Source organism: Gordonia sp. CPCC 206044, from assembly GCF_048537895.1.
Classification (GTDB): Bacteria; Actinomycetota; Actinomycetes; order Mycobacteriales; family Mycobacteriaceae; genus Gordonia.
The window spans coordinates 265,757-289,863 of record NZ_JBCLVL010000008.1; the positions used below are offsets into that span (position 1 = coordinate 265,757).

Here is a 24,107-nt window from a genome sequence, read left to right on the forward strand (position 1 = left end):
CCGCGCGCGCCGGGACGTGGTGGCGGTCACGGCCGGTGGGCATGGGAGACTACCTCGGGTCTTGTGTCCGAAGTCCGATCAGAACCGTGAGGCAGCGATGGAGAGTGCGGAGCAGACCACGCTGGCACAGGCGTGGGAGGCCAACAGGTCGATCCACAAGTCGGCCGCGGTCAGGCTCTTCGCGGCGAACAACTCCGCCCTGTACGTGACGCTGATGGAGCGCCACCTGGACTTCGGGACGCGGCTGTCGGAGACCGAGTTGGCGATCCGGCTCGAGCGCGACATGGCCGAACTCGGCATCGCAGATCAGGCGGGTGGACTGGACCTGGTCAAACTGTGGGCAAAGCAGGGGTGGTTGCACCGGGTGACCGACTCGACGGCCGCCACCGCCGACATCCAGTGCTCGCTCACGTCCGAGGCTCGTACCGTTCTCGATTACGTGCGTCGACTGCGACGCGAGGACAGCGTGGCCACCGGCGGCTCGATCAACGGGATCGCGGCCGGACTGCGTCGAGTCGCGGGCCAGGTGGCCAACGACCCGCGGCAGATCCGGGAGGAGATCGAACACCAGATCTCCGAACTCGACGCCGAACTGGCAGATCTCGATGCCGGTCGTCGGCCGGATCCGGATCTGCGGGTCGCCGAGGACGAAGCCCGCGCCATCGCCTACCAGATGGAGCAGATCATCTCTGACATCGGCCAGTACGGCGCCATGCTGGATCGAATCACCACCGCACTGCTCGACGACCCCAACGACTCGGACCTCGCCTACCGAGATCGGCAACGCCAGATGTTCGACGATTACGAGGCACTGCTCGCATCGTCGCAGAGCGCCTCGTATCACGCCTTCACCCACATGATCCAGGACCCGCAGCAACGTGCCCGTCTCGTCGGCGACATCGAGACGGTCACCGACCAGCTGCCCGGCATCGATTCGGGTCTACGGGCGGTGATGGATGACTTCTTCGGTCTGGTGTCCCAGCAGATGGCCGATGTGGGTCGTACACGTCAGCGGTGCGCGCGGCGCATCCGCAGATTCGTCGCGTCGGGCACCCTCGAGCAGAGCCGCGGCGTGGCACGTCAACTCAACGATGCGCTCGCCACCGCGAACGAGTTGCTCAAGACCTCGCTCGCGGATCGACGCCTCGGACACGAGGTGCCCCTGGCAACGCCTGCCGCGACGTCCATCGGCAGACTCGCCTTCGAGATCCGGGACCCGGCACCACCGGCGGCGGCGCTGCCCGCGACCGCAGGCGCCGACCTGAGTTCCTTTGCGTCGCTGGCGGGTCAGGTCGACACCGTCGAACTGACCGAGGTCGTCAACGCAGCCGTGGTCGATGGCCCGGTCACCCTGTCGCAGGTGATCGAAGGCCTCGACGAGCCCTATCTGGCGCACGTCATCGTGCTGTGGTCGTGGGCACTCAAACAACCCGGCGGCGCCGGCGACGACTCGGTGGTCGTCCGGTTCCGTTCCCTGGAGGGCCAGGACCGCGGCATCGAGATCCCCGCACTCATGTTCACCGAACCGATCCCGACCGCGGAGGTCGACGCATCATGACCACACATGTCCACGGATCCGACGAGTTCGCCGGTTACGACGACCTGCCCGCGGTACCGAAGGCAGGCGTCGACGACGGGCCACGTATCCCGCGCTTCGACGGCGATGTCAGCGCGTTACCCGACCGCGCCTGCTGGGCGCTGCAGAATCTGTTGACCCGGCGCTACGTCAGTGGCGATCGGCAACCCCAGCTCTGGTCCTGGGTCGCCGAGTACCAGGACGTGCTGCGCACGCGGTTGTCCGAGCTCGATCTGCGTTTGCGAATCGTGGAAGAACTCGAGGTCGCCTTCGTCGAACAGGCCGGCTATGAGTCACGCTGGGGGCGAAGGATTCTCAAGCGTGAGACGATCCACACCTACGATGCGATCCTCGCCTTGCACCTGGCCAAACACCTGCGCGCCGCCCGGGACGAACACGTGCTCATCACCCGCGAGGAGATCCACGAGATGTTCGCAGGTGTCACCAACACCATCGACCGCGATCTGGCACTGTTCGACAAACGGATCGACCGCGCCATCGACAAACTCGAAGAACTCGAATTCCTGCGCAGTCATCGCGACGACCCGGACACCCTCACGGTGAGCCCGGTGATCTCCGCGGTGATGACCGCCTCGGTGATCACCGACCTGCAACGTCAATTCGACCAGTTCATCGGGTCCGGCGAGGAAGCCGACGACCCGGTGGAGACGACGACCGACACCGACACCGACACCGACGACGAGAACGACGAAGGAGACGACTGGTGAGCGGACACGTCGACCAGTACAGTCTGTCCCGGTTGCAGCTGATCAACTGGGGCGTCTTCGACGGTTACCACTCGATCCCGTTCAGCACCGCCGGATCCCTCATCACCGGATCATCGGGCAGCGGCAAATCGTCACTGCTGGACGCGATCTCACTGGCCTTCCTGCCCGATCACCGACGCAATTTCAACGCTTCGGGCGATGCCACGGCGGCCGGATCGTCGAGCGGCAAGCGAACCGTCGGCAAGTATGTCCGCGGCGCCTGGGGCGAGCGCCGCGACGGCGCCAACACCCGTGAGGTGATGTATCTGCGCGGCACCGGTCCCGCGTGGGCGGCGATCGCCGTCACCTACACGTCGACCGACGGCACCTCCATCACCGGACTGGTGCTCAAATGGCTGGCCGCGGGCAAGATGACCGACGCGCACAGTTCCTATTTCATCCACGACGGTGACGTCGACATCGTCGAGGTCTGCAACGATTGGGCCAAGAGCAATTACAACTCGGCGAGGTTCCGCGAACAGGGGTGGCGGGGCGGGCCCGGCGAGGGCAAGTATCTGGCCACGCTCTACTCGCTGATCGGCATCCGCAGCTCCGATGCGGCGCAGCAGCTGCTCGGAAAGGCCAAGTCGCTCAAGAGTGTCGGCGGGCTGGGCCAGTTCGTGCGCGAGTTCATGCTCGACGAGCCGACCAGCATCGTCGGCATCAAGGACGCCCTCGAGCAGATCGACCCGCTGGTCGAGGCACGCGAACTGCTCGACGTCGCACGCCGGAAGCGGACGATCCTGGGCAACATCGAAGCGGTCCAGGAGCGCTACACGTCCGAATCTGCGACGTTCTCGGTCCTCGACACGATCGACAGCGCCACCATCCGCTCGTACGTCAGCAATCTGCGCCGCCGCAATGCCGAACCGGAGATCGGAGACCTCGACGATCAGATCGCCCGTCTCGACGCCGACCTCGCCGCACTCACCGCACAGCACGATCAGCTGCGCTCCGACCACAGTCATCTGTTGTCGCGGATCGCCACCTCGACGGGTGATCTGGCCCCGCTGCAGGAACAGCTCACCGCTGCACAGACCCTCGCCAACGAGGTGTCCATGCGCCGGGAGAGCTATGAGGACAAGATCCTCGCACTGGACTTCACGCTGCCGAACGACGCGGAGGATTTCTGGTCGTTGCGTGAGACCTTGCTGGAGGAGGCCACCCGGATCGACGGTCAACTCGAAGCGGGCAAGGGACATTTCGCGGAGGCGCTGGCCCGCGAGGTCGCGGCTCGCGAACAGCGTGACGTCGCCCGTGACGAGCTCGAACGTGTCCGTCAGGCGGGATCGGCGCTGCCGCGGACCGAGCACGAGATGCGCAGGATGATCGCCAACGGCCTGCAGATCGACGAATCGGAGTTGCGGTACGTCGCCGAGTTGGTCGAACTCGACCCCGACCAGGAACGCTGGCGATTGGCCGTCGAGAAGGTGCTCCGCAATGCAGGCCTGCGGCTTCTGGTGCCCGACAAGCACTTCCGTGCCGCGCTACGGTACGTCAACAGCCACGACATGCGCGGACGCATCCAGCTCCACCAGGCCGAGAACCGGCAGGCCCCGGCTGCCGAGCGGGGCACGCTGGGCGCAACGCTGCGGGCCGTCGATCCGGCGCACCCCTGCTCCGCCGAGGCGTTGTCGATCCTCGCCCGCCTGGGCAACTACGTGTGTGTGGACAACCCGGTGGACTTCTCTGACCACGCCAAGGCGGTCACCGACCAGGGGTTGCGCAAGGACTCTGCGAAACTCGCGGTCAAGGACGACCGGCAGACGCTGCGTCCGTCTCAGTACATCTTCGTCGGCAACGTCGATGCGAAGATCGCTGCGCTGCAGTCCGAGCTCGACCACGAGCAGCACGCGTACGACGCGGCGCGCGCGGCGAGTGAGGAACTCGACCACGAGCGTACCGACAAGCAGCGCCGTCGAGACGCCAATCGTCGGGTGTGTGAGCAGTTCACCCAGTGGAGCGCCATCGACACCGACTCCGCCGACGAACGACTCGACCAACTGACCGAACAATACGACCTGCTGATGTCCGAGCATCCCGACATCGAGGCCCTGCAGCGCAAGGCCGAGGAAATCTGGGAGCAAGTTCGCACCGCGATCTCCCAGGCCGCGCTGGTCCGCGACAAGATCGCCTCCCATGACGACCGCCGTACCCAATTGCTGGACCTGCTGGATCGGCTGAAGCTCGAAGACGTTGCCGCGCAGGCCGAGAACACTCTCGACGGCTTCCGCGAGGATTCTGCGGCGACCCTCGACGTCCTCTCGCCCGAGCCTTATCGGCAGGAGCTGTCGAAGGCCGTCGGCAGAGATCGTGACCGCATGCGTGCCGATGCCCGGCGATCCCGCGACGAGCTCGTACGCATCCTCGACAGCTACGACGAGGAGTTCCCGGACGCGATTCCCAACGACAGCGACGATTTCGAGGAACGGATCCACGACTACGTCGCGCTGAGCCGACGTATCGACGAGCGGGAGTTGCCCGCCGCCTACGAGCGGATGCGACGGTTGATCACCGAGCAGGCGCCGGGGGCGATCCTGAGTCTGCACATGGCGGCCGACGCCGAGGAACGGCGCATCGTCGAGCAGATCGAGCGGGTCAACACCGGCCTGGGCGCGGTGGCCTTCAACCGTGGCACACGATTGCGGCTGCACCCCGGGCGCAAGAACCTCGCAGCTGTGGCCGAGCTGACCGACAAGGCCCGGCAGATCTCCCAGCGCACCACCGCGGTGAGCTTCGGAGACGAACAGGCGATTCTCGAGCAGTATGCCGACATCCTGTTGCTACGTGAACGCCTTGCCGGCGCCACACCCGAGGATCGGCAATGGACCCGGGACGCCTTGGATGTGCGCAACCGGTTCGACTTCTACTGCGAGGAGCATGACGCCCGCAGCGGTGAGCCCATCCGGACCTACAGCAACGCCGGCGACAACTCGGGCGGTGAGCAGGAGAAGTTGATGGCGTTCTGCCTGGCGGGCGCGCTCAGCTTCAACCTGGCCAGTCCGAACGGCGACGACAACCGCCCCATATTCGCGCAGCTGATGCTCGACGAGGCGTTCTCGAAATCCGATCCGCAGTTCGCCCAGCAGGCCCTGTCGGCGTTCCGCAAGTTCGGGTTCCAGTTGATCATCGTGGCGACCGTGCAGAACACGAGCACCATTCAGCCCTACATCGACAACGTGATCATGGTGTCGAAGACCGAGGTTGCCGACGGCAGCGGTTCGACGCCCGCGCGGCCGGTGGCCACCGCATTGTCGACGTCGATCCAGGAATTCTCCGAGCTCCGGCGCTCCAGCGGGGGACGCCTGCCCGTGTGAGCCGTGCGCCGTCGGCTCAGTCGTCGAGGAAGCGGCGGATCAAGCTCAGACTCGCGTTCACGAGTGCGGCGTCGACGCCCCCGTCCGGGCCGGCACCGAGGTAGTCGCCGTGCCCGGCCGGCAAGACGAGCGCCTGCCCCCGGGGCACCAGTCGAGCCATCTCGATGGTGTGCTCGGGTCGGACGACGTCGGCATCGCCGCTCACGAACAGCATCGGCGCCTCGAGGGTGACCAGCTCGTCGTCTGACCAGTCGGTGAATCCGCGCATCAGGTCGACGTCGAGTTCGAACATGCGGCGCAGATCGGCCGGATCGGGATTGATCGCCCGGTAGGCCTCGGAGAGCGGCGTGGGCACGGAATCCGGTGTGGCATCGCCGAATCCGTCCCAGAAGCCGTCGACCATGCCGTCGCGGCGGACGAATCCGGAGGCGACAACCACACGTCGGGTCAGCCCTGGGTGACGGGACGCGAACCGCAGCGCAGTCGGGCCGCCGTTGCTGAACGCCATGATGTCGACCGACGGCACACCGAGTTCGCCGACGATGGCCGCGATGTCGTCGGCCGAGTTCTCGAAGGTGTAGGCCCGATCCGCATGGGGAGTGTGGCCGTGCCCCTGCAATTCGACTCCGATGACCTGTCGGTCCACGTCGAACGCGGGAATCACCTGCCCCCAGTCGGTCGCGATCGATCCTGCGCCGCCGTGTACCAGCAGCAGGGGAGTTCGGGGGCCGGTGCCCGATGTCTCGTGGTAGAGCCGCAGTGTCGTCATCGTCCGCCTTGTCGGTGAAGTGATCGTGTCCATCGTGCTGACCGTCCACGAGACGAGAACTCATCGTTGCACGCGCCATTCACAGCAGCAGTTGCCCATTCTCGCCACGATTGACATGCCGACCACTCACTTGACAGTGCGTAAACTCATGTGACACCGTTCATACATCAGCCGCATATGCAGTGGCCTCGCGCATCGCCGAACGACCGACGTCTCGTCGGAGTCCGTTCTCGACAGATCACGCATCCCGCTGCCGCACCTGTGCGGAGAGATCGAGGAAGGGAAGTGCCCATGACCGGCGCCCAGACCACCGACACCGTGAACACCGTCCTCGGCCCTGTGCCGGTCGCCGAACTCGGTGTCGTGGCCGTTCACGAGGCATTGCTCTCCGTACTGCCGGGCGCGCAGTACGCCTTCGACATCACGATCGATCGTGCCGAGGTCTTCCGGGATCTTGCGCGCAAGTTGACCGACTACCGCGAGAGTGGCGGTACCACCATCGTCGACTCGACCGGGATGTTCCATGGCCGGGATCTGCCGCTATATGAAAACCTCTCCCGTGCAACAGGTGTGCACATCATCGCTTCCACGGGACAGGGACCGGAGTCGATGCTCGGCGGCTATTTCCTGACCCCGCAGACGAATCCGCCGACACCCTGGCCGGCGGACAAGTTCGCGGACCTGTTCACCAAGGAGATCACCGATGGCATGGTGATCCCGCGACGTGAACGCCGGGCGCCTGCCGGCCTCGTTGTCAGCGCGGCCGATCCCGCCGGGATGACGGCCACCGAGGAGAGCCTGTTCCGCGGAGCCGCGCGTACTGCTGCGAAGACCGGTGTCGCCGTGTCGATCCGCTACGGGGCGGACGCGATCGCCGACCTCGAGGTCCTGCTCGACGAACAGCTGGCCGCCGACCGGATCGTCGTCGGCGGCCTCGACCGCCGCGACGCGGTCGAGGCGGACCTACCCCGGGCGGTGGCAGAGCGGGGAGCGTTCGTGGCCATCGACCACGTCGGCACCGACGGGGGTTTCATCACCGACGCCGAACGTGTCGCGCTGGTGGAAGAACTCATCGCCTCCGGATACGGAGATCGAATCCTGCTCTCCAGCAATGCAACCGGCGTGGCGAAAGGTCACCCGGCGAACGACGTGCCGTTCGGGCGACTGCTGACCACATTCGTACCGCAGCTGGTGGCGGCAGGCGTCGGCGACGACGACGTCACGCGCATCCTCGTCGAGAATCCGCGCGCCCTGTTGGCTGGTGCGCGTTGATCGCGGCGACGACTGACCGTCGAGCGTCGACTTTTCGGAAGGGGAGTGTTGTGTCGAGAGTGAACACCGTCCTGGGGCCGATCGCCCCGGAGGAATTGGGGATCGTCGCGATCCACGAGCACATCGGGTACGGGATGCCAGGCTCGGAGCTGGACAGCACGTGGTGGAAGACACCCGAGCAACGGTACGAGGAGACCGTGCCGAAGCTCCGTCGGTTCGCCGAGTACGGCGGCGGTACGTTTGTCGACGTCACCGGGATCTGCAACGGCCGCGACATCGACTATTACAAGTCACTGTCGGCGAAGACCGGTGTCCACATCGTCGCCTGCACCGGATTCGTCGGCGGCGACACGGCCCTGCCCTACTTCGCACAGGCGAGCGTGGAGTACCTCGCCGAACACTTCGTCCACGAGATCACCGTCGGGATCGGTGACACCGGCAGTCGCGCCGGGGTCATCAAGGTCGGCGTCAGCCGCGGTGGCCGGATGACCGAACTGGACAAGAAGATCTACCGTGCCGCCGCCCGCGCCGCCAAGGCGACCGGGGTCCCCATCCTGACGCACCTGGCCATCGACGCCGAGAATGCGATCACGATCTTCGACGACGAGCAGCTCCCGCTGGACCGGGTGCTCTTCGGTCACGCCGACGACGGGGTCAACGCGCAGAAGACCCGCGACCGGTGGATCGCCGACCAAGGCGGACGAGTCGGCTTCGATACATTCGGCTACGAGACAGAACTCCCGGACCCTCCCTTCTGGGCCCGTCCGCGCGCCGAGCGCCTCGCCCATTTCCTCGGCTTCCTCGAGGCCGGTTATCTCGACCAGGCGCTGGCCGGGGTCGACGCGAACTGCAGTCCGCTGGGATGGCCAGGGGTGCAGGGACACACGGTGAACTACCTCTTCGAGGATCTGATCCCCGATCTCCGTTCGGCGGGCGTCGACGACGCCACCATCACCAAGCTCTTCGTCGAGAGCCCCGCAGACTTCCTGACCATCCAGAGCTGAACACCCGAGCGCAACGTCGCGCAACGTCGGAGAAAGAGACACCATGCATCCCTCGGACCTGAAAGACCTGAAGATCGCCGTCGTCGGCGGCGGCTATGGCGGCGCCGCAGCGGCAAAAGCACTGAGCCTGCTCGGCGCCGACGTCACCGTCTATGAGCAGGCGTCACGGATCCGTGAGGTGGGTGCCGGTATCGGCCTGCGCCCGTCGACCATGGCGCGCTTCAGGCAGTGGGGCATCTTCGAGGCCATCGCTGCGGTCAGTTCACCGAGTGACTATTTCGAAATCCTCAGTGCCACCGGCGAACCGATCATGAAGGATTCGTGGCCGGCACACGGTGAGCAGATCCACACACACCTCATCCACCGCGGCGACTTCATCGAGACGCTGCTCGGGGTGTTGCCCGAAGGCATGGTGAAGCTCGGTCACAAGCTCGAGACCATCAGCGACAACGGCGATCACGCCGACCTCACCTTCGCCGACGGGTCTTCGGTGACAGCCGATCTCGTCGTCGGCGCCGACGGGATCAAGTCGGTGGTCCGCTCACAACTGTTCAGCGATCGCCCGCCGCGATTCTCCGGTGAACGTGCCTATCGCGCGGTCATCTCCGTCGATGATGCCGAGGGCATGGTCACCGACGACAACCTCCGGATGTACATCGGCGCAGGTACCAAGGTGTACCTCCTGCCGTTGCGCCACCGTCGCGGGGTGTCGTTCGACATCACGGCGCTGTGTCCGGACGACACCTGGTCGCCGGACGCATCCCCGGCGGAGATGCGCCGGACGGTCGAGGGCTTCGACCACCGCATCGTGTCCATCACCGACAAGCTCGACCCGGCGACGGTCAACGTGCGCGGGGTCTACGACATCGACCCGGTCGACACCTGGCATTCCGATTGCGTTGCACTGCTCGGCGATGCGGCGCATTCGATGCTCCACCACCAGGGGCAAGGTGCGAACTCGGCGATCCTCGACGCCGGTGAACTCGCCGACGCCCTGCGTACCGCCGACTCGGTGCCGGCAGCGCTGGCGCGTTACCAGCAGGTGCGCAAGCCGATCACCGATGAACTGCAGCGGATATCTCGTCAGGGATGGAGCGAAGGCGAACTCGACGACGTCTTCCCCGGCCAGAAGTCTGCGACGATCGGCACGGAGGGCTGAGCCATGACCTTGCATCCCGAGATCGCGAGAGTTCTCGCGGACATGCCCGCACCGGCCCCCGGACCACTGGACCCGGCCGCCATGCGTGCCGACGAGCAGGCACAGGTCGCCCCGCTCGACGAACGTCTGCCCGTCCACGACGTCCGCGACACCGTGGCCCGGACGCCGTCGCGTGATGTGCCGGTCCGCATCTACACCCCGGCCAAGGCCGCGTCATACGGATTGATGGTGTACTTCCACGGTGGCGCGTTCTTCCTGGGCGACCTCGACACACATGACCACATCGCACGACACCTGGCCGTGGCGACCGGGCTCGCGGTCATCTCGGTGGACTATCGACGCGCGCCGGAGGCGGCCTTTCCCGCGGGACTCGACGACTGTGCCGCGGTGGTCCGATGGGCCGCCGAGCACACCGAACTCCAATGGAACGGACAGGTTCTCGCGATCGCCGGGGACAGTTCCGGCGGTACCTTCGTCGCCGCGGTGGCGGCGATGGCACATGACGACGGGTTCGACCGGATCACGCACCAGATCCTGTTCTATCCCTCCCTCGACCTGGATTTCGACCCCGACCGGTATCCCTCGTTGCGCGACAACGCGGTGGGGTTCGGAATGCCCACGGCCGCGCTCAAACCGTTCAACGCCTTCTACATCGACAGCGGCGCGGACCCGGACGACCCGAGGGTGTCGCCCATCAAGCGCGCCGACCTCAGCGGTCTGCCCGCGGCGCTGATCGTCACCGGAGAGCACGACCCGCTGCGTGACGAGGGGGAACTCTACGGGCAGCGGCTCCGCGAAGCAGGCGTACCGTCCGTCGTCAGCCGATACGCCGGCGCCGGACACGGATTCGTCCAGCACTTCTCGTGGATTCCCGAGTATCACCGAGTGTTCGCGGAGACTGCCGCCTTCATCGACGGCACCCGGTCACCGAGCGCGGGGGAGTCATGAGCGACCCGGTCGCCGTACACCCCCTGTTCTCCCCGTGGGGTCGGTTCGGGTTGTACAGCTTCTACATCGATGCCCCGGAACCGGCGATCGTGGACACCGGGATCGCGTCATCGCCGGCACAGGGCATGGCCCCGGCGCTCGAAACACTCGGCCGAGACATCGCAGACGTGCGATGGATCCTGTTGACACATGGCCACATCGACCACGTGGGAGGCGCGCATGCGTTGTGGGAGATGACCGGCCGCAAGGCGCAGGTCGTCATCCACGAGGCCGACGCGCCGTTGTTGCGGAGCCGGCGCGCCCACGTCGAGGAATACCTCACCGGCCGTGGCAGATACCTCGACGACCCGCAGGGCGAAGCCAAGCAGATCCAGGCGACCGAAGCCGTCATCTCCGGTGAGATGGAACCGACGATGATCGTCACGGGCGGTGAGACATTGCCCCTCGGCGGCGATGTCACCGTGTCCGTCCATCCGGTCCCCGGTCACACCGCCGGATCGGTGGCCTACGTCATCGACGGTCAGGACGATGTGTTCGTCGGAGACGCGGTGCAGGTGCACGGTGCTGCCAACGGTTTTCCGGGATTCGAGGATCCGGATGCGTATCGGTCCGGTCTGGCGTTCCTGCGGGACATGATTCGCCCACGGCACCTCTACCTCGGGCATCCGTACCGGCGTGTCAGCGGCGAACCATACGGGGTCGAACTCGACGCCGCACAGGCCCGCGAGGCCCTCACACAGAGCCTCGAGATCGAGGGGCGCGTGGCCGACGCGGCTCATCAGTGCCTGTGCCGCGGACTGGTGGACACAGATTCTGCCTATTCGCCCTTCGCAGCGGTCGCCGAGCAGGTCGGCTACACGGGTGATCCCACACTCGAGCCGTCCCCGTTCTTCACGTCGATGCACGCCTACCGCAGCCGCTTCACCCGCAAGTCCTGAGCGAGAACAGGAGTCACGAACTCATGACCGACATCCGAACAATAGAGGCCGGCGGCGAGAAGATCACCGTCCGCAAGGACCTGCGGGTGCCGATGCGCGACGACGTCGCCCTCGTCGCCGATGCGTACGCGGGCACCGACGATACGCCGCGCCCGGCTCTTGTGGCACTGAGTCCCTATGGCAAGGAGTTGCAGGCCATGTCGCTCACCATGCCGCCACAACGGCGCCCCAGCCCGCTGTGGGACGGTTGCATCGAAGCAGGCGACATCGCACGGGTCGTCCGCGAAGGCTACGTGCACGTCATCGGTGACGTGCGTGGCTCCGGTGGGTCCGAGGGTGAGCACATCGGCAACTACAACGCGGGCGGTGTGTCACTCGGACAGGACGCCCATGACTTCATCGAATGGGTTGCCGCGCAACCTTGGTGCGACGGCAACGTGGGCATGATCGGCATATCCTACTTCGGTTCCATGCAACTGCTGGCCGCTGCCGAACGACCGCCACATCTGAAGGCGATCTTTGTCAGTGGCGGACACTACGACTTCTACGAGACCACCTACCACGGCGGGATCATGTGGTTCATGCCGCGCGCCGCACGTGAGGGGCGCGGCGGCGACTCGGGCTGGGCCTTCACCGACCGCATCCGCTCGCGCATGCTCGAAACCTGCTCCGAGGAGGAACTCGAACGACGCGTGGCGCGGCGACTCGCCGACCCTGACGTCGCCGCGTGGCCGAATCTCGTTCACGTGCTGAACTATCCGAAACACCACGAGGCATGGTTCGACATCATCACCAACGAGGTGGACGGACAGTGGTACGAGGAACGCAATCCGGTCACCCTCGCCCCGAACATCGACATCCCGGTCTGGCTGCAGATCGATCAGGGACGCGGGTGGACCATCGACGGCACGATCGAGGTGTTCAACGCCCTGCACGGGCCGAAGAAGCTGGACATCGGCGCATATCCGCCGATGCAGTCGCGGCCGTGGATCGAAGAGTACGACAAGATGTTCCGCTGGTACGACCACTGGATCAAGGGGATCGACAACGGCGTGATGGACGAGCCGCCGGTCACCACGTTCGTGGAGGGATCGCGGCAGTCCGTGACCGGGACCCGGTGGCCACCGAAAGATGTGGAGTACACGTCGCTGTACCTGCGTCCGCGCGGCGGGCTCACCCGGGCACCCGAGCCCCTGGGGCCCGAACATGCTGCGCCCGAGGGGTTCTACCAGGCGCCGCTGACGGTGACCGACAAGGTCGAGATGTTGCGATGGGCCACGGTACCGTTCGACGAACCGACCGAGATGATCGGCACCGGTGCCGCACATCTGTTCGTGGAGATCGATCAGGACGACACCAATCTCATCCTGCGGCTGTGGGACGAGACTCCGTCCGGCACACGGCAGTTGATCACCTCCGGCTACCTCAAGGCGTCACATCGCGAACTCGACGAGCGGACACAGGAGGGCAATCCGTATCACCCACACACCCGAGCGGTGCCCGTCGAGCCGGGAACCGTCGAGGAATACGTCGTCCGTCTCTACCCGTTCGCGGCATCGTTTCGAACGGGGCACCGACTGGTGGTCGAACTGTCCTGCGACGAACCGCTGATGGACGAGCACAACTCGCTGCTACCACCCGACGCATTCCACCTCCCGGTGGGCCGACCGGTGACCCACAAGGTCTTCCGTGACTCCGCCCATCGATCGCGCCTGGTGCTGCCTTGTACCCGACCGTGACGCGCCGTCAGGGCACCGCCACCGGTTCTGTCACCCGCTCTGGCTCCGGTGCGGTGACGGGTGCGCACAGGGGCGGGATATCGACGATCCGCGCCCTCTCGACCTCGTCTCTGCCGATCAGACCGTCGACCCACCAGGTGACGTTCTTTGCACGCTTGCGGTCGGTGTCGGTGGCCTGCCCGCACCACCGTTCATAGGCGGGCCTGGCGATGTACAGCGGCGTCGCGCCGTCGCTGCGCAACTCCAGCAGCCGCGACTGGCGTCGGTGTCGAACGATGCGCTTTCGCGGATCCAGCACGCGCACACAGAGTCTGATCACATTGATGGCCTGATAGACGGGATTCATCGACGAGTTCGGCTCGTATCGTGGGTCGGCGCAGTCCGGGGCAGGCAACGTGGGCAGCCGGTCGAAGTCGAAGGCCAGGCCGACCTGACGTGCCTCGTCCACCATCCAGGCGAGGGTCAGCTCCGAGGGGCCAGGACGTTTCAGTCCGCCGCCGATGTCGGAGTGCACTCCTTCGAACCAGACCTGTTGGAGGTCGGTCCGGGTGTTGCCGTCCCTGGTCCACACACACGGGTCGAAGGTCAGTCGCCGCTCATCGATCGCGAGCGCTTGACGTGCGACGTCGACCGAGTCACCGAGCGTCACGTCGAGGAACTTGTAGCGGTGGCGGGTCACGCCCGGGACGCCCATTGCGCCGACCGTGTCGAACACGCCGACGAATCGGATGCGCGGCGCCGGATCACCGTGGGTGGTGCCGTCTTTGAACCGGTCTCGCTGTGCGCGCCACGCCTCCTGCTGTGCGGCACTACGTGCGCTGCGTGATTCCTGGTAGAGGCTCAGCGCCTGTTCGAGGAGATTCTCGTCGGGCCGGTCGGGTGAGGCCAGGGCGTCCGCTGTGAGCAGTCCGACCTTGCCGATCATGCCGACCAGGCTGCGCGCGGTGTATGCGCCGCGACTGAATCCGAACACGAAGATCTCGTCGCCCGGTTCGTAGTTGAGGACCAGGAAGCGGTAGGAGTCCACCAGGGCGCCGTTGAGCCCGTGACCGAATGCGCCGCCGACGATGCGGTCGGACAACGTTGCACCCGTACCCACGCCGTTGCAGTAGTGCACCAGCTGCGGGGTCTCGCCGTCCCAGGTGGTGATCGCCCGCGCGATCTTCTCGATATTCGAGATGCGCGGATCCTTGAACGACTTCCACGTCCCGTCGCAGCACACGATCAGCCGCTTGCGTGGCTTGTTCGGTTCGGCAGTCCCCGGCTCCATCAACTGACCCCTTGCGTCGGATTCGTCGGATACAACGACTATCACAAACCGTCGGGTATGGGTCACGCGTAGTGCACTACCCAAGTGTGGTGAGGTGACTACTCGTCGCTTCCATACACTTTCGGCCCGCACGCCGGGTGCGTGCGGGCCGAAAAGCGACGATCGAGGAGATCTAGGACATCATGCCCGGGCGTTCACGAGCGCTTCGTTGAACGTCTTGCTGGGCCGCATCACCGAGGCGGTCCGATCCCCGTCCGGTGCATAGTAGCCGCCGATGTCCACCGTCTGGCCCTGTGCCTCGTTGAACTCCTTGACGATGGCTTCCTCGTTCTGGGCCAACGTGTCGGCAAGTGCGGCAAAGTGTTTCGCGAGCTCGGCATCTTCGGTCTGCGCTGCGAGCTCCTGCGCCCAGTAGAGCGCGAGGTAGAACTGGCTACCCCGGTTGTCGAGTTCACCGGTCGTCCGTGACGGACTCTTGTCGTTCTCCAGGAGCTTGCCGGTCGCCGCATCGAGGGTCTTGGCCAGGATGGTGGCCCGTGCGTCCCCGGTCTTCTTGCCGAGATCCTCGAGGCTGACGGCCAGCGCGAGGAACTCACCGAGCGAATCCCACCGCAGGTGGTTCTCCTCCAGCAGCTGCTTGACGTGCTTGGGTGCCGAACCGCCCGCGCCGGTCTCGTACAGCCCACCGCCGGCCATCAACGGGACGATGGACAGCATCTTGGCGCTGGTGCCGAGCTCCAGGATCGGGAAGAGGTCGGTGAGGTAGTCGCGCAAGATGTTGCCGGTCGCCGAGATGGTGTCCATCCCGCGGATCAGGCGCTCCATGGTGTACCGGATTGCCCGGACCTGCGACATGATCTGGATGTCGAGGCCCTCGGTGTCGTGATCGGGCAGGTACTTGTGCACCTTCTTGATCAGCTCGTTCTCATGCGGACGGTACGGATCGAGCCAGAAGACCACCGGCATACCGGAATCACGCGACCGGGTGACGGCCAGCTTGACCCAATCCTGGATGGGGGCGTCCTTCACGATGCACAGCCGCCAGATGTCGCCTTCTTCGACGTTCTGCGAGAGCAGTACCTCACCGGTCTGCAGGTCGACGATGTCGGCGACGCCGGTCGCGGGCACTTCGAAGGTCTTGTCGTGCGAGCCGTACTCCTCGGCCTTCTGCGCCATGAGACCGACGTTGGGCACGGTGCCCATCGTGGTCGGGTCGAATGCACCGTTGGTCTTACAGAAGTTGATCATCTCCTGATAGATCCGGGAGAAGGTCGACTCCGGGTTCACCGCCTTGGTGTCCTTCGGGCGACCGTCGGCGCCGTACATCTTGCCGCCGGCCCGGATCATCGCCGGCATCGAGGCATCCACGATGACGTCGCTGGGGGAGTGGAAGTTCGAGATGCCGCGAGCCGAGTCCACCATCGCGAGCTCGGGACGGTGCTCGTGGCACTTGTGCAGGTCGTCGATGATCTCTTCTTTCTTCGACGCCGGCAGCGTTTCGATCTTCGCGTAGAGATCGGACAGACCGTTGTTCACGTTCACGCCGAGTTCCTCGAAGAGGTCACCGTGCTTGGCGAACGCCTCCTTGTAGAAGACCCGCACCGCGTGGCCGAACACGATCGGGTGCGACACCCGCATCATCGTGGCCTTGACGTGCAACGAGAACATGACGCCCGTCTCGTAGGCGTCTTCCATCTGCTCCTCGTAGAACTCGATGAGGGCCTTCTTGCTCATGAACATGCTGTCGATCACGTCACCATCGGTGAGCGACACCTTGGGCTTGAGCACGGTGGTCTCGCCACTGGCGGTGGTGAGTTGCATCTTGACCTCACGGTCGCCCGACACCGTCATCGACTTCTCGCCGTGGTAGAAGTCGCCCGTGGTCATGTGCGCGACGTGCGTGCGCGAGGCCATCGACCACTTGCCCATGCTGTGCGGATGTTTGCGCGCATACTCTTTCACCGCCTTGGGCGCGCGACGGTCCGAGTTTCCTTCGCGCAGAACAGGGTTCACCGCACTGCCGAGGCACTTGGTGTAACGGTCGTGAATTTCCTTCTCTTCGTCCGTCTTCGGACTTCCCGGGTAGTCCGGGAGGTCGTAACCCTGTTCCTGGAGCTCCTTGATGGCCGCCGTCAGCTGCGGGACCGAGGCGCTGATGTTCGGCAGCTTGATGATGTTGGTCTCGGGCAGCTGCGTCAGACGGCCAAGCTCGGCCAGATTGTCGGGCACCCGCTGTTCGTCGGTCAGACGGTCGGAGAATTCGGCGAGGATGCGCGCGGCCACCGAGATGTCACTGGTCTCGACATTGATGTCGGCGGCATCCGCGAATGCGCGGATGACCGGGAGGAAGGCAAAGGTCGCCAGCATGGGCGCCTCATCGGTCAGGGTGTAGATGATTGTCGGCTGCTCCGCGGTCATGTTCCTTCTTGGCCTCCAGTGTCGGGCACGCGACTTGTGGTCCGTGCTACTCGCGTTACCAGTATCGCGGTTGGTATCGCATCGCGCGCACAGATGGGATGGGCGTGCGCGGAGCGATGAGACGTCTCACCCGCCAAACCGCGGTGACGGGCGAGACGGAACTCCATGGGTCGGCGATCACGCCGAGTAGTCGTAGAAACCCTTGCCGGTCTTCTTGCCGAGGTATCCGGCGTCGACCATGCGTTGCAGCAGCGGAGGCGGGGCCAGGTGAGGCTCCCGGAACTCCTGGTACAGCGATTCACTCACGTCGAGAACCACGTCGAGTCCGACCGTGTCCGACAAGGTCAGCGGCCCCATCGGGTGACCGCAGCCGTTGATCATGCCCGCGTCGATGTCTTCCTTGGTCGCGTAGCCGCTCTCGAGCATCCGGATGGCACTCACCAGGTAAGGGATGAGCAAGGCGTTGACGACGAAGCCACCGCGGTCGCCCGCCTGGATGGGCTTCTTACCGAGACGATCACGCACATAGTCGGTCACCGTCTGCACGGCGGCAGGCGCGCTGGCCAGGCTGGCGATGATCTCGACGAGCGGCATCACCGGGACCGGATTGAAGAAATGCACACCGACGACGCGGGACGGGTCGGCGACATTCTTGGCGATCCGGATGATCGGGATCGACGACGTGTTGGTCGCCAGGATCGTCTCGGCCGGGGTGATCTCGTCCAGCTTGGCGAAGAAGTCGACCTTGAGGGCCTCGATCTCGGGGAGAGCCTCGATCACCAGTTCACGGTCGGCGAAGTCCGCGATGTCCGTCGTGGTCTTCAGGCGTCCCAGCGTGGCGGCGACGTCGTCGTCGGAGATCTTGCCCTTCTTGGCCGCACGACCGAGAGAGGTCTCGATCCGGGCCCGTGCCGCGTCGGCGGTCTCGCTGGTCTGCTCGAGGATCAGGACCTCGTCACCGGCGCGCGCGGCCACTTCGGCGATGCCTGCACCCATGGTGCCGCCGCCGACTACTCCCAGACGTGTCATGCAATATCTCCCGTGTCGAGGTCGGAGTTCCGAGGTCGAAGCTGTCGGCATACCGCTCTCATCACCGACATACTGCGTCACGTCAAACCTAGCGCGCGCTCGGTCGGTGCCCGTCGTGTGGGGGGCGTCGTCACCGTCGCTGACCATGGCGAACCGCCACTCGATCCGTCCTGTTGTGAGAGTCGCGCACAAACCGTACTCGCGCGTAGCGAAACGATTCGCAAGAATCATGCGCGTTCCGTCGTCTGCCGTCCGTGCCGACCGGAATGATCCGACCTGTGCGACGAAGAGCCGCCGAGGCCGGCAGTGCGACCCCCGCGCGCCGATCGGCAGGTCTGACGATGAGAAGGGAGCCGATGATGTTCACTCGGATTGCCATCGTGAACAGGGGCGAGGCCGCGATGCGCCTCATCCACGCCGTTCGTGGACTGTCCGCGGAAACCGGGCAGCCGATCGAGGTCGTCGCCCTCCACACCGATGTGGACCGCACGGCGACCTTCGTGCGCGAGGCCGACCTGGCCTACGAACTCGGGCCCGCGTCCGCACGGCCCTACCTGAATCTGAAGGTCCTCGAGCGTGCACTGCTCGAAAGCGGCGCCGATGCCGCGTGGGTCGGCTGGGGCTTCGTCGCCGAGGATCCGCTGTTCGCCGAACTCTGCGAACGCATCGGCATCACCTTCGTCGGACCGTCTGCCGACGCGATGCGCAAACTCGGCGACAAGATCGGCGCCAAGCTGATCGCCGAGGAAGTCGGCGTCCCGGTCGCCCCGTGGAGTCGGGGAGCCGTCGCCGACGTCGACGAGGCCGTTGCCGCGGCCGCCGAGATCGGCTACCCCCTGATGCTCAAGGCGACCGCCGGCGGTGGTGGCCGCGGCATCCGCGTGGTCACCAACGACGCCGACCTGCGTGACGCATACGAGCGCACCCGCGACGAGGCGGCCCGCGCATTCGGTAGCGGCGTCGTCTTCCTCGAACGTCTCGTCACCGGGGCCCGACACGTCGAGGTCCAGGTCATCGCCGACGGGCAGGGCACCGCGTGGGCGCTCGGCGTGCGGGACTGCTCGGTGCAGCGACGCAATCAGAAGATCATCGAGGAATCGGCCTCCCCGGTGCTGTCCGACGCGCAGGTCGCCGATCTCAAGGCGTCGGCAGAACGCCTCGCGGTCGCCGTCGGCTACCGCGGCGCGGCCACCGTCGAGTTCTTGTATCACCCGGGCGAACAACTGTTCGCGTTCCTCGAGGTGAACACCCGTCTGCAGGTCGAGCACCCCATCACCGAGCTCACCACCGGCTTCGACCTCGTGCGCGCACAGCTGCTGGTGGCTTCGGGCGGCCGGCTGGAGGGCGACGCACCGGCTGAGCGCGGCCACGCCATCGAGGCCCGCCTCAACGCCGAGGATCCGGATCGCGACTTCGCACCGTCACCCGGGCGGATCGCACGCCTCGAGCTGCCCGCGGGGCCGGGCATCCGTGTCGACACCGGCGTCAGCGAGGGCGACACCATCCCCGCCGACTTCGACTCCATGATCGCCAAGATCATCGCCTACGGCCGCGACCGCGACGAGGCGCTCGGCCGTCTCCGGCGCGCGATGGCCGAGACACGCGTCATCATCGAAGGTGGCGCCACCAACAAGAGTTTCGTGCTCGAGTTGCTCAATCAGCCCGAGGTGATCGACGGCAGCGCCGACACCGGCTGGATCGATCGGGTCCGTGCCGACGGCGGCCTCGTCGCACATCGGCATTCGGCCATCGCTCTCGCCGCGGCGGCCATCGACGCCTACGAAGAAGAGGAGTCCGTCGAACGACAGCGGCTGCTGTCCACGGCCGCGGGCGGGCGCCCACAGGTCCAGCACCGCAGCGGACGACCCCTTGACCTCAAACTGCGCGGTGCCGGCTACCGCGTCCGAGTGGCCCGCATCGGCGCACACCGCTTCCGTGTGGGCATCGAGGCAGGCGACGACACCCATACCGCAGACGTCGATCTCGAGCGTTTCGACGAGCACACGGCACAGATCGTGCTCAACGGCATGCGCTATCGACTCGTCACCGACACGCACGGGCCCGTGCACCTCGTCGAGGTCGACGGAGTCACCCATCGCGTCAGCCGTGACGAGGGCGGTGTGGTGCGCTCACCTGCTCCCGCCCTCGTGGTCGCCACACCGCTGGAGGTGGGTGCCGAGGTCGATGCAGGCGGACCCGTGCTGGTGCTGGAGAGCATGAAGATGGAAACGGTGCTGCGCGCGCCGGTGCGGTCGCGGCTCAAGGAATGCCTCGTGTCCGTCGGCACCCAGGTCGAGACCGGCGCACCCCTGATGCGGTTGGAACCGCTCGCCGACGACGGCGAAGACGAATCGTCCACCGAGACCGCCGCGGTCGTCGACATCGTGCTGCCCATCGCGCCCGACGACATCGAGCCGCACGAGCGCACCACACGCAGCCAGGAGGACCTGCGCGGTCAGCTGCGTGGTTACGACGTGGACCCGCACGAGCGCACCCGCCTGCTCGACGACTACCTGGCCGTCCGGCATGCGGCGATCGAGAACGGCAGACGCCCACTCGGTGACGAGCTCGAGCTGATCACCGTGTTCGCCGACCTGGCCGCACTGAGCCAGAACCGGCCCACCGGTGAGGACATCGGCGACGATCACGTGCACAGCGCACGCGAGAACTTCCACACGTACCTGCAGAGCCTCGACATCGAGCGCGACGGACTACCCGAGTCCTTCCACACCCAGCTCGCCACCGCGCTCGCGCACTATGGGATCTCCGACCTCGAACGCACCCCCGAACTCGAGGCCGCCGTTTTCCGCATCTTCCTGGCGCTGCAGAACCCCGGCGACTCGGTCACCGTGATCACGGCGCTGCTGCGGGAGTGGCTGGCCGAACCGACGCCCCGCGACGAACTGCGCGAGCGTGTGGGTGCGGCGCTCGATCGGCTCGTGGCCGCCACCCAGGTCCGGTTCCCGGTGGTCGCCGACCTGGCCCGTGGCGTCATCTACTCCTGGTACGGCCAGCCGCTGCTGCGGCGCAACCGTGCCAGGGTCTACAACAACGTCCGCGACCACTTGCGCTATCTCGACGCCAATCCCGATGCGACCGATCACGGAGAACGCATCGCGGACATGGTGCGCAGCACCGAGCCGCTGGTCCGTCTGCTCGGCCAGCGGATGCAGCGCGGCGACACCGACAACCGGGTCATGCTCGAGGTCCTGACCCGTCGCTACTACGGCAACAAGGGGCTCACCGACGTCCGCGTCCAGCGCGCCGGCGGGGCAGGCTTCGTGATCGCCGAGCGGGACGGATCGAACCTGGTCTCGGTGGCGGTCCGGTTCGACGACCTCGCCGCAGCGATCGGCGGTCTGGCCGAATTGGCCCGCGGCACGGTGTCGATCGACGCGGACATCTACCTCAGCTGGGAGGACCAGCCGGAGGACTTCGATGCCATGGCCGATGCGCTGCACCAGATCATCGCGGCCGGCTCGCTTCCCAATCAGGTCCACCGCATCACCACCACCGTCGCCGGACGCGAAGGTGCGCTGATGCATCATCACTTCACCTTCCGGCCGTCGGCGACCGGTATGACCGAGGAACGGTTGATCCGTGGTCTGCATCCCTACATCGCGCAGCGGATGCAGATGGAGCGCCTGCACAAGTTCGATCTCACCCGGCTCCCGTCGTCGGACGACGAAGAGGTGTACCTGTTCCGGTGTGTCGCCAAGGACAACCCGGCAGATGACCGTCTCATCGCGTTCGCGCAGGTGCGTGATCTGACCGGGATGCGCGAGCAGGACGGACGTCTGCTCACGTTGCCGACCGCGGAGACCATCCTCGCGTCGTGTGTCGACTCCATCCGCCGCGCGCAACGGCAATCGGATCGGAGCGCGAGCACCAACCGGATCATCATGTACATCTGGCCGCCGATCGACGCGACCGACGCCAACCTGGACACGGTCGCCGACTACATCCGCGGCACCGCGACCGGGGTCGGCCTCGAAGAGGTACAGCTCATCGCCCGGCAACGCGATCAGGACACCGGAGAGTTGTCGAAGGTCGCCGTGCGCTTCTCGGTCAACGCGACCGGCGGATTCGACGTCATCGTCGGTGAGCCGTCCGACGATCCGATCGAGCCCGTCGACGCCTACCGGCAGAAGGTGTTGCGGGCGTCGCGCCGAAACACCGTGTACCCCTACGAGTTGGCCGGCATGCTCGGCGACTTCGCGGAGTACGACCTCGACGAGACCAGGGCATTGGTGCCCGTCGAACGCGCCAAGGGCCGCAACACCGCGGGGCTGGTCGCCGGTGTGGTGACCACCCCGACCGAGAAGTACCCGCAGGGCGTCACCCGCGTCGTCTTGCTCGGAGACCCGACGAAGTCGCTCGGCGCATTGTCGGAACCCGAGTGTGCCCGGGTGATCGCGGCGCTGGACCTCGCCGAATCGATGCGCGTTCCCCTCGAGTGGTACGCGTTGTCGTCTGGCGCCAGGATCTCGATGGACTCGGGCACCGAGAACATGGACTGGGTGGCTCGCGCGCTGAAGCGAGTCGTCGAGTTCACCCAGGCAGGTGGCGAGATCAACATCGTCGTCGCGGGTATCAACGTCGGTGCGCAGCCATACTGGAATGCCGAAGCAACGATGCTGATGCACACCAAGGGAATTCTCGTGATGACCCCGGATTCGGCCATGGTGTTGACCGGCAAGCAGTCCCTCGACTTCTCCGGTGGCGTGTCTGCCGAGGACAACTTCGGCATCGGCGGCTATGACCGCGTCATGGGACCCAATGGTCAGGCGCAGTACTGGGCGCCCAACCTCGGTGCGGCCCGCGACGTGTTGATGTCGCACTACGACCACACCTACGTGGTTCCCGGGGAACTCGCTCCGCGACGGGCGATCTCCTCGGACCCGAACGACCGGGACATCTCCGATTTCCCGCACACCCTCGCGGGCAGCGACTTCACCAGTGTGGGTCAGATCTTCTCTGCCGCAAGCAATCCGGACCGCAAGAAACCTTTCGACATCCGGACCGTGATGCGGGCCGTCGCCGACCAGGACCACCCGATGCTCGAACGGTGGGCCGGGATGGCCGATGCCGAGACCGCGGTCGTCGCCGACGTCCATCTCGGAGGCATCCCGGTGTGTCTGCTCGGGATCGAGTCCAAGGAAGTCCAACGGCGTGGCTATAAGCCGACCGACGGGCCGGACACCTACACCGCGGGCACCTTGTTCCCGCAGTCGTCCAAGAAGGCGGCTCGCGCGATCAACGTGGCCAGCGGCAACCGTCCGGTGGTGGTCCTCGCCAACCTGTCCGGTTTCGACGGGTCGCCCGAATCGCTACGCAAACTGCAGTTGGAGTACGGCGCCGAGATCGGTCGAGCGATCGTCAACTTCCAAGGGCCCATTGTGTTCTGCGTGATCTCGCGCTATCACGGTGGCGCGTTCGTGGTGTTCTCGAAGGCGCTGAACCCGGACATGACGGTGTTGGCGATCGACGGATCGTTCGCGTCGGTGCTCGGCGGCGCGCCCGCGGCTGCGGTCGTGTTCGCCGGCGAGGTCGGCAAACGCACCTCCGGCGACTCGCGGGTCCGCGAACTCGAAGCGCGCCTGGCGGCCGCCTCCGGCACCGACCGATCGGCGTTGAGCGCCGAGCTCGCCGAGACGCGGCAGTCCGTACGAGCGGAGAAGATCAGCGAGATCGCGGCCGAGTTCGACGCGGTGCACAGCATCCGACGTGCCGTGGAGGTCGGCTCCGTCGACGCGGTGATCCAGGCCGCCGAATTGCGGCCCAGTATCATCGGCGCCATCGAGGCCCATGCAGACTGGTCGGATCGTGGAGCCCATGCCACCGCGCGTGAGCTCCACGGGTCGAGCACCTGACCTCGACCGCGGACGACACCACGACAGA

14 protein-coding genes are annotated in these 24,107 nt (G+C 66.0%); 10 read left to right on the forward strand and 4 right to left on the reverse strand.

Going from position 1 to position 24,107, the window contains the following annotated elements:
- Positions 1-97: 97 nt before the first annotated feature.
- The 3 genes from AAFP35_RS15295 to AAFP35_RS15305 are packed head-to-tail and all read left to right on the forward strand — an operon-like array spanning position 98 to position 5,660.
- The gene (locus AAFP35_RS15295; protein WP_419222478.1) at positions 98-1,558 is read left to right on the forward strand and encodes a DUF3375 domain-containing protein; all 1,461 of its coding nucleotides are present in this window, start codon (positions 98-100) and stop codon (positions 1,556-1,558) included.
- Positions 1,555-2,304, forward strand: coding sequence for a DUF4194 domain-containing protein (locus AAFP35_RS15300; protein ID WP_419222479.1), 750 nt, complete (start codon positions 1,555-1,557; stop codon positions 2,302-2,304). The genes AAFP35_RS15295 and AAFP35_RS15300 overlap by 4 nt, the downstream gene beginning before the upstream one ends.
- Positions 2,301-5,660 carry an ATP-binding protein gene (locus tag AAFP35_RS15305; RefSeq protein ID WP_419222480.1) on the forward strand — a complete coding sequence of 1,120 codons (3,360 nt, stop codon included), beginning with the start codon at positions 2,301-2,303 and terminating at the stop codon, positions 5,658-5,660. Before AAFP35_RS15300 ends, AAFP35_RS15305 begins: the two co-directional genes overlap by 4 nt.
- Before the next feature lie 16 nt (positions 5,661-5,676).
- On the opposite strand, the gene AAFP35_RS15310 is transcribed toward AAFP35_RS15305, so the two are convergent.
- On the reverse strand, positions 5,677-6,429 hold the full coding sequence (locus AAFP35_RS15310; protein ID WP_419222481.1) for an alpha/beta fold hydrolase: 753 nt from the start codon (positions 6,427-6,429) through the stop codon (positions 5,677-5,679).
- A gap of 291 nt (positions 6,430-6,720) precedes the next feature.
- Between AAFP35_RS15310 and AAFP35_RS15315 the strand changes: the two genes are divergently transcribed.
- Genes AAFP35_RS15315 through AAFP35_RS15340 form a run of 6 tightly spaced genes read left to right on the forward strand, consistent with a single transcriptional unit; the run spans position 6,721 to position 13,489 of the window.
- A complete protein-coding gene (locus AAFP35_RS15315) occupies positions 6,721-7,701 on the forward strand; it encodes a phosphotriesterase (protein ID WP_419222482.1) in 981 nt (326 codons plus the stop codon).
- A gap of 50 nt (positions 7,702-7,751) precedes the next feature.
- Positions 7,752-8,705, forward strand: coding sequence for a phosphotriesterase family protein (locus AAFP35_RS15320; protein WP_419222483.1), 954 nt, complete (start codon positions 7,752-7,754; stop codon positions 8,703-8,705).
- 43 nt (positions 8,706-8,748) lie between these two features.
- Complete coding sequence (locus AAFP35_RS15325; protein ID WP_419222484.1) at positions 8,749-9,864, forward strand: FAD-dependent oxidoreductase; 1,116 nt, start codon at positions 8,749-8,751, stop codon at positions 9,862-9,864.
- 3 nt (positions 9,865-9,867) lie between these two features.
- Positions 9,868-10,812 (forward strand): alpha/beta hydrolase, encoded by a 945-nt coding sequence (locus AAFP35_RS15330; RefSeq protein ID WP_419222485.1) that lies wholly within the window; start codon positions 9,868-9,870, stop codon positions 10,810-10,812.
- The gene (locus AAFP35_RS15335; RefSeq protein WP_419222486.1) at positions 10,809-11,750 is read left to right on the forward strand and encodes an MBL fold metallo-hydrolase; all 942 of its coding nucleotides are present in this window, start codon (positions 10,809-10,811) and stop codon (positions 11,748-11,750) included. The genes AAFP35_RS15330 and AAFP35_RS15335 overlap by 4 nt, the downstream gene beginning before the upstream one ends.
- A 23-nt stretch (positions 11,751-11,773) precedes the next feature.
- The gene (locus AAFP35_RS15340; protein ID WP_419222487.1) at positions 11,774-13,489 is read left to right on the forward strand and encodes a CocE/NonD family hydrolase; all 1,716 of its coding nucleotides are present in this window, start codon (positions 11,774-11,776) and stop codon (positions 13,487-13,489) included.
- Positions 13,490-13,496: 7 nt separating this feature from the next.
- Here the strand turns inward: AAFP35_RS15340 and AAFP35_RS15345 are convergent, their stop codons facing one another.
- The 3 genes from AAFP35_RS15345 to AAFP35_RS15355 all read right to left on the reverse strand — a co-directional run bounded on the left by AAFP35_RS15345 (position 13,497) and on the right by AAFP35_RS15355 (position 18,206).
- Positions 13,497-14,759, reverse strand: a complete 1,263-nt coding sequence (locus tag AAFP35_RS15345) for a DUF2235 domain-containing protein (protein ID WP_419222488.1) — start codon at positions 14,757-14,759, stop codon at positions 13,497-13,499.
- Between the two features lie 180 nt (positions 14,760-14,939).
- Positions 14,940-17,177, reverse strand: coding sequence for an NADP-dependent isocitrate dehydrogenase (locus tag AAFP35_RS15350; RefSeq protein WP_419222489.1), 2,238 nt, complete (start codon positions 17,175-17,177; stop codon positions 14,940-14,942).
- A 177-nt stretch (positions 17,178-17,354) separates the two neighbouring features.
- Entirely contained in the window at positions 17,355-18,206 is an 852-nt protein-coding gene (locus tag AAFP35_RS15355; protein WP_419222490.1) for a 3-hydroxybutyryl-CoA dehydrogenase, read from the reverse strand.
- A 359-nt stretch (positions 18,207-18,565) separates the two neighbouring features.
- On the opposite strand from AAFP35_RS15355, the gene AAFP35_RS15360 reads away from it, so the two are divergent.
- The gene (locus AAFP35_RS15360; protein WP_419222491.1) at positions 18,566-24,079 is read left to right on the forward strand and encodes a carboxyl transferase domain-containing protein; all 5,514 of its coding nucleotides are present in this window, start codon (positions 18,566-18,568) and stop codon (positions 24,077-24,079) included.
- The last annotated feature ends 28 nt before the right edge of the window (positions 24,080-24,107 follow it).